This is a genomic window from Nocardia brasiliensis (assembly GCF_042691675.1).
GTDB lineage: Bacteria > Actinomycetota > Actinomycetes > Mycobacteriales > Mycobacteriaceae > Nocardia > Nocardia brasiliensis_D.
Window position 1 is genome coordinate 7,554,572 of record NZ_CP170507.1, and the last position, 13,140, is coordinate 7,567,711.

Below are 13,140 nucleotides of genomic sequence, written 5' to 3' on the forward strand. Positions count from 1 at the left end.
CCATCCGGGCTGTCGGATTACGCTGTCTCGCCACTGGGGATGCCGATGGCACTGCTGCGTGACGAGGTCCGGGTAGCCTTCCTTGGACGCACGTCTACCGAAGATCAGCAGGATCCACGGCAGTCGTTGTTGCGACCGAGTCTGCTCACGAGCCGCTGATTCCTAAATGGATGTACGACGAGCTTGTCGCTCGACGCAAGGCACGACGCGGTTCGCGCGACGGCCACGAGAAGAACACCCACCCCGAAACGAAGCGAACCTACATGTTCCGGGGCATGCTTCTGCACGGGTGCAACAGACGGATGTTCGGCACTTCCCGCCACGGCGATACCTACTACCTCTGCTGGCCAACCGGCAACAACAGAGGACGTCCCGACAAGTACGCAGGCCACCCCAAAACGGTCTACATCCGCGAGGATGCCGTGCTAGACGCCGTTTCCAGATTCTTCACAGAACGCGTCTTCGGCGAGCATCGCCGCGACCTTCTAGCGGCCGACCTGGCTGGGGTTGACGACCATGCAACACGACAACGACACATCGATCAGGAACGGCTTCAGCGGACCATCGCGGACGTAACGCGACGGCAGAATGCCGTCTTGCGGCAAGCCCAGGATGGCGATCCAGATGACCCATTCACGAAGGCACTGCGCGGCACCTACAACAACCTGGAGACGGAAAAATCTAACGCCCTAGCCACCATCGCCCAACTCAACGCCGCCGACAACACCGAGCCTGGCCGACCCGCCCCGACCGATATTGCTCTGCTGGACGCGTTGCCGTACCTGACACTCAACCTCGCCGAAGCCCCAGAGCCGCTGCTGCGCAGATTATTCGAAGTCACACAACTCAACATCCACCTGCAAGACGATGGCCGCCGCGTCACCATCACCATCAAACTGCCCGCTGACGAGCTACCCCAGGTCGCGCACGCCGCAGCGTCGATCAGCAGCTCCGCGATCGCTACCCAGGAACCGCCTCGTCAGACCACAGGCAGCGGTACTTGTGTCGATGCTGTACGTGCCCCCAGGGCGGCACGTACAGCATCCACAACAAACCGCGTGCGCGGTGAACTGCGGATTTCCGCCGAATTTGCGATCAATCGGCGGCGCTACCGGGTTGCTATATAGCGCGGCAACGCGATGAAAGATGAGGGCCTTCGAGGTAGGCCAGGTACCGGGCGTGAACCGGGCAGCACCTACCGGCGGCAAACCAGGTTCCGGCAACGGCGGCCCCCGACGCTACACCCGAGGGTGCACCGTTGTTTCTGCCACGTGCCAGCATTTATGGTGATTAAATGGCAAGTGGCCATGGTTCCCGGTGATAGGTACCGCTTTCGACCTGGGCACACCGAGGTCAGATGTCCCGGGGAACCTACTCCGGATCGTTTAGGTTCTCTGGGGGTTCTGGACATGTCGTGAACTGCTGCACCTGCTGATCTGCGGGCTGGTATTGCAACGGTTCTCCGGGGGTGTTAGCTCTGTGGCTCCTTGTTGGTCAACCAAGAGATGGGGTGATCATGGTCGGCCGAACGCGCGTTATGCGAAGAAGATGTTCATCTCATCGTCCTGGCGAACGTTGCGTGCTGCCAGGCTCGCGCCGGTCGTCCGGACCGGCGAGGCCGATGAGCATGACACCGGTCCGTCCGACGACGTCCGGAGCTTATGCAGCCGAATCCGGACGGCACGACCTCAGACTTGGCTTACCGCTGCCTTACTCAGCCTCCTGGATCCATGCAAAGTGAATCGCCTCCAAGATCTTTGGCTCATCCTCAACCCTCGCGCGATCGTCGTCGAACCCGTCCAGACCTATCACCCGGTTTTTCAGGTCCACGAATTTCACCGACGAGGGGTCGACGTCGGGGTACTTGTCGGCGAGGGCAGAGGCGATTGCCTCTATGTCGGTCCATTTCATGGAGGAGAGTCTTGCAGGCGTCAGCGAATCTGGGAGCACTTCAGATCCGTGCACCACACCTGTTGCCATCTGCTACCGCCACCACCGAAACCGCTGAGCTGCACGAACTTCCATGAGAGCCACGCTCAGCTCTCAGGCACCCCCAGAGAAGGCGCGTCAAACTGTGCATGGACTATGACGAGCGCCGAGCGCTGCGTGCGATGGGAATCGATCCCGACGATCTGCGGATGCAGCTGCGACGGGCGGCGGCAAGCTACTGGCTGCGGAGGCGCGCCAGCGAAGACGGCATCCGGCCGCGCCACCGTCCCCGGCGACAATGAAGTGTTTACAAGCAAGCGTGCCGGAAGCAGTCGTCAGGTAACCCGCATCGTCCCTGAGTTGTGCATCCTGGATCAGGTCACGGTGTCAGCGCGGGCGGGATTGTGCCCGTGATCGGGCCGTACGGTGGCGATGTAGCTGCCTTCTCTGAACTATGGGTGGGGCGTTAGTTGGAAGCCGCTGAGCGTGGTCAGGTTTACCGCTCCGCGCTGCGGAGTGACTGTGCGGTGGCTGGATATTGCTGTGGCGTTCGGGTGTGTGGGTTAGGGGTCGAGTAGGAATTGGTCTCGCAGGTATGTGTGTTCGAGGTGGAGATAGCTTTCCTGTGTGGCGATGGTTGGTGCGCAGCGGTATACGCCGTCGTGGAAGGTATCGGCGAGGTAGACGTCGATGTGGCCGCCGTGGCCGTTGAGGAACTCGCCCATCGTGGTGGCGTCGGCGGGTAGTTCGTCGAGGAGTTGGTCGAATGCTCGTTGGTGGTAGGCGATGGCGTGCAAGGTGACCAGTCCGGGGGCGTGGCGTAGGAACTGTCCTGTGGGTTCGGGGCCGTCGGTGCCGTGGGGGTTTTTCTGGTCGGAGTAGAAACCGCCGAGGTAGAACAGTTTCCACGGTAGGGTCATCAGTTCGGCGACGCTGTGGCGTAGCACCCAAATAGCGCCTTGCAGGAATACCGCGTCATCCTCGAAGACCAGGATGCTTTCCAGGCCATTTTCCCGGGCCGCGGCAATGGCTCGGCGATGGGATAACGCGCAGCCGATGGTGTAGCGCTGCGGTGTCCAGGTTGCGGGCAAGCGCTGTACCTTGTCGGCGATGCCGAGGGCGGCGAAGCGCGGGAGCATCCGGGACCATCGATCCGGTTGTTGGTCGGAGTTGATGCAGACCAAAGCGTCGAAAGCATCGAAGGGGTTGTTACGGCTCGCGTCCCACTGGGCGAGGTGTTGTTGGACCCACAGCGGTCCGCGGTATTCGGTGAAGTGTTCGATGATGGGCTCGATTGCTTGACCGATGTCTTCCCAGCACAGCAGGTACCGGAAAAACTGGGTCGTGTCCGAGGACTGTCCTTGACGAGGGTGGACGGCAGTGTCGGTCCATCCCAGAGCGGGTAAGGACAGTGTTCGTCGGCCGAGTGCCCGGAACTTCTTGTGCAGATAGCCGGGGGGGCCTTCGTGCATACCCAGTCGCGGATCCACGCCCGGCCAGCAATCTTTGCGGCAGGCGAACAGGGCGAGTTCGTGCATCCCGATTTCTGTGATCGCGCCCGACGAGGAGCCCGAGCGCGGTCTTTTGTCGGGGACACCGAGTCGGCCGTCGTGCCATATCGGCTCGAGGGATTGGGCCTGTAGCGGTTCCGGGTTCAGTTGTTGGGGGCCTTGGAGCAGGTCGGTGCAGTGTGGTTGCGTGGCAATGAATTGCAGTAGCCCGGCGAGGGCGGTATCGCACAGCTGTGTTCGTGGCCGTAGGTAGAGCACCCATTCGGCTCGTGCATGCTCGAAGATCGTGTTCAACGCTGCGGTCCCGGGTTGCCAAGCCCTCCAACGCAACTCAGCGACCGGGCCGATCTGGGTTCGGACATGGTCGAGCACAGCATGGTCTTGCACACGGTCGGACAGGATCAGGATCTCGATGCCGTCGAGAGGACCGAGCTTGTCGAGGGTGACGGCAATGTCGTCGATCTGGTCATCTGCTGTGGTCATAGCCACCGTGAGTAGCGGGGCACTGTCATAGTTCGGCATGCCGGTCATCCGATCCACCCCCGGACCGCCAGTCGCGCCCCGACGATACCGCTGACTGAGCCCCTCGCGGGCCGTAGCTCGGTTCGCGGGGTGATCGGACGCAGCTCGGAACGGAAATACGAAGGGAAGCACACGACTGTGTCGTGCTCGACCGGGCAATCGCGGTATTCGGTATCGATCGTTGGTTGCCCGCTGCGGATACTGGCGTCGTAGAGGCGCAGTTGGCCGCCGGTGAACCTGCAAGGCCTCGCGTGCAGCCAGTACACGAAACTCACCGGCGCCGACCCGCTACCGGGCGCAGATATCGAGGTGACAGGTGGAGGTTGATCGTCGCCGCTGATGAGGGTGCACTCGATCCTGGGATCAGTCGGTGTTGCCACGCCCAACAGGTCACCGACCGTACTGGCGACGTGGCCGATCGCGGCAACCACGTCCTCGAGATCGGTTGGCGCCAAATGGGACCGGGTAACCAGACGCGCATCGAGGCGCTCGAGCAGCCGATCCGCTCGGGTGACGCCGAGCAGGTCACGGAACCGGCACAACGGCGAAGCCAACGCAGGGACCAACCGTCCCGGCGTCGGCACGCCTTGTGTGGTTGGGCACGAGGAACCATCGAGTGGCCCGCGTGGCGCCACCTCGTTCATCAGGACTTGGATTTCCCCGGAACCACGAACGCGAATCCGTACATCAGCTCTTCGGGTTCGATCTCTGCAGTGGCTCCTGGAGCAACGGTTTTCGCATTCTCATCGTCCCGGAGAGTCTTTCCATCCTCATTGCACCGGCCATAAAAAGTGTCGTATTTGACGGTTTTGTCTGTCTCGTTGGCGATTTTCCTGGGGTATGTCTCGGCTTCATGAAAATCGATTTCGATGCACTTGGGGTTCGCTGTGGGCGAGTACTTCTTGGTGGTTTTTTTGTCACTACTGGGGCCTTCGAAAGTTATCGTGACCTCGCCTTCAGCGGCGTTTGCGACCGCCGGAGCAAGCGCCGCCGCACCTGATGCGACTACCGCGGCGCCTGCTAAAGCGGCAAGCCGCGAACCAAGATCGTTTCGATTCATCCACGTCTCCCATTCAGAGTCATCTCGTACCCTCGGAACTGACGAATCCGCCAGCAGGTCCAAGCCGGACAAGATCTCGGCCCGTCTCTATATTCGGACCCGGATCCCTTCCGGATGGGTACATCACCCCGCGTGTCGCCACTGTGGGCACTGGCTCGGGGAAACCTACTTCGAACTGCCCGTTTCGAGCATCTACCTGCGGACCCGGGCGCTCCCGCACGGCACCCGTCAACTGACAGGTCACTTAACGCGCCAAATCGCTAGCCCAGCCGGTCCACTGTGGTGGTTAGTCACACTGACTTCGTTGTCGGCCGCCTGCTAGGTTCGCGGGCATGCCCGCACGTGATGCGAAATCAGTCGGTCTTGTCCTGGTCACTTACGGCAGCAGTGAGGATCTTCCGCCGTTCCTCGAATCACTGCCGTCCTCGGTTGAGCCGCTATCACTGCGAGTCGTTGCTGTCGATAACGCATCGACCGATGACGGGCCCGAGATCCTCGAAGCGTTCGGGGCGACGGTCGTCCGGAACCCGGTAAATGTTGGGTTGCCACGGGCGATCAATCAGGGTGCCCGCGAGCTGGATACCGAGTGGCTCTTGATTGCGAATCCGGACACACGGATGACGCCTGGGGCGATCGCGGCGTTGGTCGAGACGGCGCGCTCTGACGACCGGATCGGTGTGATCGGTCCACGGGTATCGCGGTTGGATGGTTCTACGTATCCGACCGGTCGCCGGTTTCCGTCGATCGGCGTCGGTATCGCTCACGCCCTACTGGGATCGGTGTGGCCAGCGAATCCCGCGACCCGCGCCTACTTCGGTAATCCCGTGACCTCGGTGAGTGATGTTGACTGGATCTCGGGTTGCTTCATGTTGTTTCGGCGGGAGGCGTTCGATGCCGTTGGTGGCTATGACGAGCGCTACTTCATGTATTTCGAAGAAACTAAGATCGCGCTGGACTTGCACCGCGCCGGGTGGCGGGTGGTCCTCGATCCTAACGTGGCGATCTTGCACCGCGAGGGAGGCAGTACCCGGCACGCACCGTTCCGAAAGGTGCGTAACCACCATCGCAGCGCGTTGCGGTTCTACATCGACTACAACCGGCGCAGCCCGTGGATCCTGATGACTCCCTTGGTAGCGCTCGGCCTGGTCGGACGTGGGGCGGTGTCGGTGTTGCGGACTGCGTTGGCGCGCGGACGCTGACTTACTGGCTGTCGGCGCAGACCGCTACAGCGACTCGTTTGGGTTCGACGATGTAGCCATCACGTTGGTCGTCGTGCGCCCACTGGTTGATCTTCTGGAGGATCTTGTCCTGCGCGAACGTAGCGGGGGTGTGCTCCCAGGTGGGGATGTTGGCGGCGAAGTAGTCGGCGTACTCGTCGACCGGTATGCGCAGCTCGCCGACTAGGAAATCGACGCTGAGCACATGCCAGTGCGGAGCGAGAGTCTGTTCGAGGTTCTCAGCGTTGACCTGGGTCGTGGTGAACTTGGGTTCGCCCCAACCGAATTCGTCGTGGATTCGGCACCGATACCGGCAGGCGTGCGGGTAAGCGTAAAGCGAGTTGGCGGTGGCTAGATACATCCCGCGGCGGCGAAGTACACGTCGCGCCTCGTCCATCGCGGCTGGTATGTCACCGAGGTGGCTCAGGGTGTGCAAGCAGGTGATGATGTCGAAGGTGTCGTCAGGGAAGGGCAGGTACTCGGCGTCGCCTTCGGCGTAGCGCTTGCTGGGGGTGTCGGCGATCGGCGGGCGTACGAGGTCGAGGCCGAAGAGTCTGCCGCGGTGCCCGAGGGCAGCGGTATGTTCGAGTAGATGTCCTGTACCGCAGCCGATATCGAGTAAGGCGAGGTCGTTCGGCAGGCCGCAGCGTGTGGTGATCGCGGCGTGCAGGTCGATGGGGATGCTGCTGTAACGGGTGTGGATGTCGATCTTCGTACCGAGGACGTTGCCGTCGTTGTAGGCGGCGCGAATCGCGCTCTTGTTCTTCACTGCCGCCACCATCCTTGGTGTGTGGTCATCCAGGTCACGGTGTCTTGCAGGCCGTCATCGAACGTTGTCGCTGGTTTCCAGCCGAGTTCGCGGCGAGCCTTGCTTGTATCTGTCCAGTAGCGGTGGTCATGGCCGGGCCGGTCGGCGACGAACGTGGTGGCGTCCTCGACGGCGATGTTGAACTGCTCGGCGATTCGGTCGATGACTTCGAGTGTGGTCAGCTCCTCGTCTCCACCGATCAGATACGACTCGCCTGAGGCGCCGTGGTCGAGTGCGGCGAGTAGCCCGGCTGCGGCATCGGTGACGTGCAGCCATGTGCGGGACTGCTGCCCGGTGCCATATATCTGGGCGGGCTCGCCGCGTAGCAGTCGCACCACGGCGGCGGGTATGAGCTTTTCGGGGTATTGCCAGCGACCGAAGAGGTTGCTGAAGTGGCAGATCGTCGCGTCGACGTCGTGGGTGATCGCGTAGGCGCGCACGAGATGGTCTGCGGCAGCCTTGGTGGCAGCGTAGGGGTTGCGTGGCCGGTACGGAGTCGCCTCGGTGAATGGTTCATCGCTCGCTTCGCCGAATACCTCGTCGGTAGACGCGTGCAATAGCCGTCGGCCGCCGAGAGCTCTTAGCGCGCGCAGGAGCACCGCCGTGCCGGTGATGTTCGTTTCGACGAACAGTTCGTCATCGGCGATAGACGCATCGACGAATGTTTCTGCGGCAAGGTGGATCACCACTTCGCAATCGGTCACGAGTTCGGTGACCAATCCAGCATCGAGCACGGTCCCGTCGACGAAGGTGACTCGCTGCGAGACCGGCAGAGCTTGCGGTATCGCGGTGTGGCGACAGTTGTCGAGCACGGTCACGGCCGTGATCTGGCGCTTGCGCAGAAGCTGTTCCACAACGTGCACTCCGAGGAATCCGGCACCGCCGGTGACCACCACTCTCATGCGGCAACCTCCACCAATGCGGCTCTGAGCGAGCGGTTCTCGTCGTCGGTGAGCACATGCAGTTCGTGGCTGCGGGTGTTGAAAAGCAACGCGAAGCGCTGTTCTTGGCGGATTCGGAAGTTGTCCGGTGTCTGGCGGATTCGGTGGCCTAAGTCATGGACTGCGATGCCCAGTGGCACGGGCAGGGGGATATCGTCGGCGAGTTGCTGAGCGGGTGCGGCCGCCTGGCCGTGTTCGATGGCGTTGATGTCGCCCAGGTCGGCGAGGATCAGACCGGCGTCGGCACCGAGATGGAATTTGCGGGCCACTTCTTCGGTTCGGGTGAACGCCGAAACCTGCTGTGCTGGTTGATCGAGGATATGCGACAGTGTGTGACGGTTGAGGTTGCCGATTGTTTCGTCTGCGCGCCAGGTGCGGCCCCATGCGCGGATCTGGGTACGTACCTCACCGTTGGGGCGCACGATGCGGTGCCAGCCCTTCCAGTTCTCGGTGAACTGGTGAATGCCCATGGTGCGAGTTGCTAGTGGGTGTACCAATTCGTCGTTGAACAGCACCGCGATCTCGGGGACCTCGCTGGCGATCTGCGCGGTCATCCGGTGCACGTCGGCGAATTGTTGGGCGTCCAGGCCTCGATAGTCGGTGATCGCGTGCCCGGCAGTGCATACCGGTGTCAGATGGTGTGCGCTCACGCCCAGGTCAGCCAGCGCGCGGGTAAGTTCCGGCCAGCGCGTGTGGTTGGTCGCATCGACGACGGAGATGACTGCGATGTTGTCGTGCACCTTGCGCAGTTCGCGGATACCCTGCAGGGTCCGTTCGTAGGTTCCGTGCCCTCGGTTACGGTCGTGGCGTGCACCAACTCCGTCGAGGCTCACGCAGATCCGTGACAGGTTCGCCGACTCTATGGTGCGCAGTAGCTTCGCTGGTGTCGCAAGGGCGTTGGTGATCAGGAGCAGGCTCGAAAACGTCAAGCGCGTTGATTGTTCGAGCATCGGTATCAGGCCCGGCCACATCGTGGGCTCACCGCCGGTGATGGTGATCTCGAAGATCCGATGCCGGTCGGCGGTCTCGAGGATGTCCGGAATGAGGGCTGGGTCGATTTCTGGGCCACGGTAGTCAGGGCCGGATGAGGAGTGGCAGTACCAGCAACTCAGCTGGCAACGCCTTGTAGTGTCGAGGTTGAGCCGAACTGGTGCAGACGGGTGGGTGAGGTCCATGACGGGGGTTCCTGATCTTCGGATGTCGGGTGGTTGAAACCTCTTCGGAGGGCGAACAGTTCGGCCTCGTATAGAAATGCAGGGGATACGGCGGCGTCGAACCAGCGGCCGGTCAGCCGGTCGAAGCTCAACTCGCCTGCGCGCATGAAGCCGCGCACCGCGTCCATCGCTTCGCGTTCGCCGCGTGCGTTCTGATCGACCTCACGGACCGATCGGAACAGGGCATCCGCATCGAACAACATCAATCCGGCGCAGACGGTATTTGTCGTGGGGTGAGCGGGTTTGTCGATGATCGCCTGGACACGGCCGTCATCGACGGTGACAGTGCTGAAGTGCTGCGGAGTGCCTGATTCGGCGAGAGTGATCATGCACGGAGCAGGATCAACGACAAAGCGTCGAACCGTTTCGACCGGCGCGAACTCGAACAGATTGTCGCCCCACAACGTTACGACGTAGGGAAGCTCGACGGAGTCAGCGCACCGCTGCAACGCGTCGGCGGTCCCCCGCGGATGAGGCTGAGCCACGTAGTCGATCGAGATCTCTGGTGCAACGCGATCGAAGAGTCGGCGGAAATGATCTATGTCCCCAGGCCCCGCGACGGCGCTAAGCCTCCCGATTCCACAGCACATCAACAATTCCAGGCCGTAGTCGGCCAGCGGGCGGCCTCCGATCGGGATCAGATGCTTGTTACCGGCAAAGGACGGACGCATGCGGCTCCCGCTGCCTCCGAGCAGCAAGATCCCTTGTAGCAGAGGCTGATTCAGCACCATTCTTATCTTCTTCCTTGAGCACGGGCAAAGCCCGGGGCGCAAGCGCGTGGCCGCGCGGAATTTGAGAGCCGAGACCGTACGGATCCTTGAGGACACCCCACCGCGCATGGCTAGTTGCAGGCGCGGCAACGAAGCCCCTATCCGCCCCACGACTACGCGCCAACCACCGTCGAATACGGTTGTGGTACTTGCGGTTAATGTCGCAGTTGCATCGTTGCGGTCCTTCAACAGTCGCAGTCGCCAGTCTGTTGCGGAAGTGCCGTTAGTGGTACTCCGGGGGCACCGAGGGGGTACGCTTCTCGCACGAACTGGTACAGGGGTGAGTACCGATGCGTGTGCAACTTTCTTGGACCGGACTTGAGGTGCGTGCGTTACGCGACGCGCTCCGTGAAACCCGTTCCGGGTTCTGCCAGATCACAGGTGTGCGCTTCGACTCTCTTCGCAAGTGGGAGCGCCGTGGTGCGACGCTGACGTTGCGACCAGTGAATGCGGCGATCATGGATACGACGCTGGCACGGGCGAGCGACGATCAACGAGACCGGTTCCGCCTCCGGTGCGCTGAACTGCGACAAACGAACGACAGCGCCGTAGGACCGGCCACACCGCCTAAGCTCGACCTCGACGATGATCGAAACTCCGCACCGTGCGGTCCGTACGCCATGGAGATCTACGACATGAACCGCCGTGAGCTGCTGAGACTGCTTAGCATCTCCAGCGCTGCGCTGGCCTCACCAACGATGGATTGGGACCGAATCCTCGTGGCGACCGACGGTTCCAGCCACATCGATACTGCGACAGCCTCCGAGTACGCGAACATCAATCACGCTCTGTGGGCAAGCTATTCGACAGCGGTGACCAAGATTGAGATCTTCCCGGCCGTGCGCGAGCACCTCGATGCCGTGCTCAGTGGACTGCGCCGACCTCGTGACGAATCCGTGTGGCGCTTGCTGTGCGCAATCGCCGGTGAGGTTCTCCAGCTCGCTGGCGAGATCCTCCTAGACAACGCTGACTTTGCGACGGCATCGCACTGCTACACAGCCGCTGCCGCGTTCAGCAAGGACGCAGGCGCGATGGATTTGTGGGCGTGCGCGATGACCAGACATGCCTACATCAGCCTCTTCGACCGCGAGTTTGCGACAGCGGTCCCGTTGCTCGAATCGGCGCGAGAGCTCGCTCGCCGCGGAGACCCGAGCATGACCACTCGGTATTGGGTCGATTCGGTACTCGCGCAAGCTCACGCCGGCCTCGGCGAAGCGCAAGCTTGCGAACGCGCCACCGACTCCGCGCGATCCGCACTCGATGTAGCTGGCACATTCGAAACTGGCTGGTTGCGGTTCGATGGATCACGTCTCGACGAAGAGCTAGGCGCCTGCTACGTACAACTCGGACGTCCCGACCAGGCTGAACCACTCCTGCTGTCCGTTCTCGACCGCCCCCTCTCGACCCGACGCAGGGCTGGCGTCCTCATCGATCTCGCCGCCGCTGGCGCGCTGCGCCGCGACCCGCTCCAGCTCGTCACCTACGGCAACGCCGCACTCGATATCGCACGCCGAACCCATTCCGGATACCTCGGCCGCCGCCTCGAACTCCTACGCAGACACATCGATCCAGGCCAACGCGATCAGCACGTCCATCACCTCAGCCAACAAATCGCAGCCCTCCAACTGCGCTGAACCAACCAAGGAGCCACGTTGCAAGACAACGACCGCGGACGCACCTTCCGCAGCGCCTGGATCGCTGGCGTCACCAAGCACTACCCAGGGGAACCGAAACCCGGCTACATCGCACCCTGGGAACAGATGCCAGAGTGGGAACAAGCCAGCGCCACAGCGGTTTACGAACAGGTTGCGGCATTCATAGAAGCCACCGATGGAGCCACCAGCAAACTCAACCGCGAACAACGCGGACGCTTCGTAGCCCTCTGCTGGATCGGGCAAATCTATAAGCACTTTCCCGACCCAAAACCGTCCTACGTCGCAGACTGGAACCAGCTCCCCGGCTGGCAGCAACAAGTCGACGCCGACATCTTCGACGCCGTCGAAGCCTCATTGGCGACCAAGAACTAGCCATGCGGAAGGATGCCGACGTTCTGCGACTAGCCCGGGATACGTCGCAACCGGGGAGAGCTCGCTAGGCGAATCGGGTGACGTCGAACTCTCCGGCTTCGTTGCCTGCGATAAAGGCGTTCCATTCTCCCTCGTCGAACCGCAGGGATACATCGCTGCTCACCGCGTCAACGAGAACGCCGCCCTCGTCTCCAGTCACTTTTACGACCCCGTTGTTGCTGACGCTACCTGCATGAACTTCTCCAAGGAACGCCGTCCATGACGATAACGAGAATGTGATCGTGCCCGCATCCGGATGTTTGCTGTGACGGAGGTAGACGGCGCCGGAACTCGTGACGCCGTCGGCACCTTGTCCGGTTCGCCAACCTCGGTCGGGGGCAACCTGGACACAGTTCTCGCCGTTGCCGCTGAAGCTGGGAGTCCGCCATTCGAGGCGGTCGTCGGGGGTCACCGCTACTCCTAACCTGATTGAAGAGTGCCGAGGCGGCGTCTGATGGCCTCCGCAGAATCGGAGACCGACAGCGCCACTTGGCAGAGTCGATCTGCACCCATCTTATAGAGCGCGATCTGGTCCTGTTGCTGCACGTAGATCGCCCCTGCGGGGTATTCGATGTAACCGATGCTCTGCGCATGATCGAAGTCGAGAAGCATTACCTCGCCATCGAGGCCCGGATGGACGGTGACCGATACCGGCATGACATGGACGTCGACGTTGTCTCTTTCCATCAGGTTCAGGACGTGCTGCAGTTGCGCGGCCATTACCGCCGGTCCACCTACCACGCGGTCAAGCACGTATTCCTCGATCACGGCGCAGAGTCGGAGTGGATTGGTCTCGTCGGCGACTCGCTGGCGTGCCATCCGAGCGGCAACAACCTGCGGCGCATCCATTGGAGCTACCCGGAGATGCCCTTCGAGCAGCGCAGACGCATACTCCGGCGTTTGAAGCTGTCCAGGCGGCCGCCAGAACACACATCACCCTTGCCCGTGGGTCCGTGTCGAGCGGGTATGGTCGACGATCGACGGGATGCCCGCATAGCCAAATCACCTGGCCAAGAAGCGATTCGACATCGGCGCCAGATCCGCCGACATCAATGTGTCGTGAGTTCGCATTTTCTGCGACTCGCGATGGTCGGAGATCCGA

13 protein-coding genes are annotated in these 13,140 nt (G+C 62.0%); 4 read left to right on the forward strand and 9 right to left on the reverse strand.

Translation table 11 applies throughout. The features are described 5' to 3' along the window. The first annotated feature begins 170 nt into the window (after positions 1–170). Complete coding sequence (locus ACFK0J_RS34825) at positions 171–1,127, forward strand: hypothetical protein (RefSeq protein ID WP_378733950.1); 957 nt, start codon at positions 171–173, stop codon at positions 1,125–1,127. 583 nt (positions 1,128–1,710) lie between these two features. Here the strand turns inward: ACFK0J_RS34825 and iscX are convergent. The 3 genes from iscX to ACFK0J_RS34840 form a co-directional block, all read right to left on the reverse strand. Beyond that, on the reverse strand, positions 1,711–1,911 hold the full coding sequence (gene iscX, locus ACFK0J_RS34830; protein ID WP_378733951.1) for a Fe-S cluster assembly protein IscX: 201 nt from the start codon (positions 1,909–1,911) through the stop codon (positions 1,711–1,713). Between the two features lie 581 nt (positions 1,912–2,492). Further along, complete coding sequence (locus tag ACFK0J_RS34835) at positions 2,493–3,923, reverse strand: hypothetical protein (protein ID WP_378733952.1); 1,431 nt, start codon at positions 3,921–3,923, stop codon at positions 2,493–2,495. A gap of 682 nt (positions 3,924–4,605) precedes the next feature. After that, positions 4,606–5,022 carry a hypothetical protein gene (locus ACFK0J_RS34840; protein ID WP_378733953.1) on the reverse strand — a complete coding sequence of 139 codons (417 nt, stop codon included), beginning with the start codon at positions 5,020–5,022 and terminating at the stop codon, positions 4,606–4,608. A 332-nt stretch (positions 5,023–5,354) separates the two neighbouring features. On the opposite strand from ACFK0J_RS34840, the gene ACFK0J_RS34845 reads away from it, so the two are divergent. Beyond that, positions 5,355–6,221, forward strand: a complete 867-nt coding sequence (locus ACFK0J_RS34845) for a glycosyltransferase family 2 protein (protein ID WP_378733954.1) — start codon at positions 5,355–5,357, stop codon at positions 6,219–6,221. Between the two features lies 1 nt (position 6,222). On the opposite strand, the gene ACFK0J_RS34850 is transcribed toward ACFK0J_RS34845, so the two are convergent. Genes ACFK0J_RS34850 through ACFK0J_RS34865 form a run of 4 tightly spaced genes read right to left on the reverse strand, consistent with a single transcriptional unit; the run spans position 6,223 to position 9,933 of the window. Then, a complete protein-coding gene (locus ACFK0J_RS34850; RefSeq protein WP_378733955.1) occupies positions 6,223–7,008 on the reverse strand; it encodes a class I SAM-dependent methyltransferase in 786 nt (261 codons plus the stop codon). Beyond that, positions 7,005–7,949: a dTDP-glucose 4,6-dehydratase gene (locus ACFK0J_RS34855; protein ID WP_378733956.1), complete on the reverse strand. Its 945-nt coding sequence runs from the start codon at positions 7,947–7,949 to the stop codon at positions 7,005–7,007. The genes ACFK0J_RS34850 and ACFK0J_RS34855 overlap by 4 nt, the downstream gene beginning before the upstream one ends. Continuing rightward, positions 7,946–9,163 (reverse strand): radical SAM protein, encoded by a 1,218-nt coding sequence (locus ACFK0J_RS34860; protein ID WP_378733957.1) that lies wholly within the window; start codon positions 9,161–9,163, stop codon positions 7,946–7,948. Before ACFK0J_RS34860 ends, ACFK0J_RS34855 begins: the two co-directional genes overlap by 4 nt. Then, on the reverse strand, positions 9,097–9,933 hold the full coding sequence (locus ACFK0J_RS34865) for a sugar phosphate nucleotidyltransferase (protein ID WP_378733958.1): 837 nt from the start codon (positions 9,931–9,933) through the stop codon (positions 9,097–9,099). Before ACFK0J_RS34865 ends, ACFK0J_RS34860 begins: the two co-directional genes overlap by 67 nt. A gap of 329 nt (positions 9,934–10,262) precedes the next feature. Between ACFK0J_RS34865 and ACFK0J_RS34870 the strand changes: the two genes are divergently transcribed. Together ACFK0J_RS34870 and ACFK0J_RS34875 are read left to right on the forward strand one after the other, a co-directional pair. Continuing rightward, positions 10,263–11,606, forward strand: a complete 1,344-nt coding sequence (locus tag ACFK0J_RS34870; RefSeq protein WP_378733959.1) for a hypothetical protein — start codon at positions 10,263–10,265, stop codon at positions 11,604–11,606. An 18-nt stretch (positions 11,607–11,624) separates the two neighbouring features. Beyond that, complete coding sequence (locus ACFK0J_RS34875) at positions 11,625–11,999, forward strand: hypothetical protein (RefSeq protein WP_378733960.1); 375 nt, start codon at positions 11,625–11,627, stop codon at positions 11,997–11,999. A gap of 64 nt (positions 12,000–12,063) precedes the next feature. Here the strand turns inward: ACFK0J_RS34875 and ACFK0J_RS34880 are convergent, their stop codons facing one another. Together ACFK0J_RS34880 and ACFK0J_RS34885 are read right to left on the reverse strand one after the other, a co-directional pair. Continuing rightward, positions 12,064–12,450 carry a DUF397 domain-containing protein gene (locus ACFK0J_RS34880; RefSeq protein WP_378733961.1) on the reverse strand — a complete coding sequence of 129 codons (387 nt, stop codon included), beginning with the start codon at positions 12,448–12,450 and terminating at the stop codon, positions 12,064–12,066. 8 nt (positions 12,451–12,458) lie between these two features. Next, positions 12,459–12,968, reverse strand: coding sequence for a DUF5753 domain-containing protein (locus ACFK0J_RS34885; RefSeq protein WP_378733962.1), 510 nt, complete (start codon positions 12,966–12,968; stop codon positions 12,459–12,461). Positions 12,969–13,140: the final 172 nt, after the last annotated feature.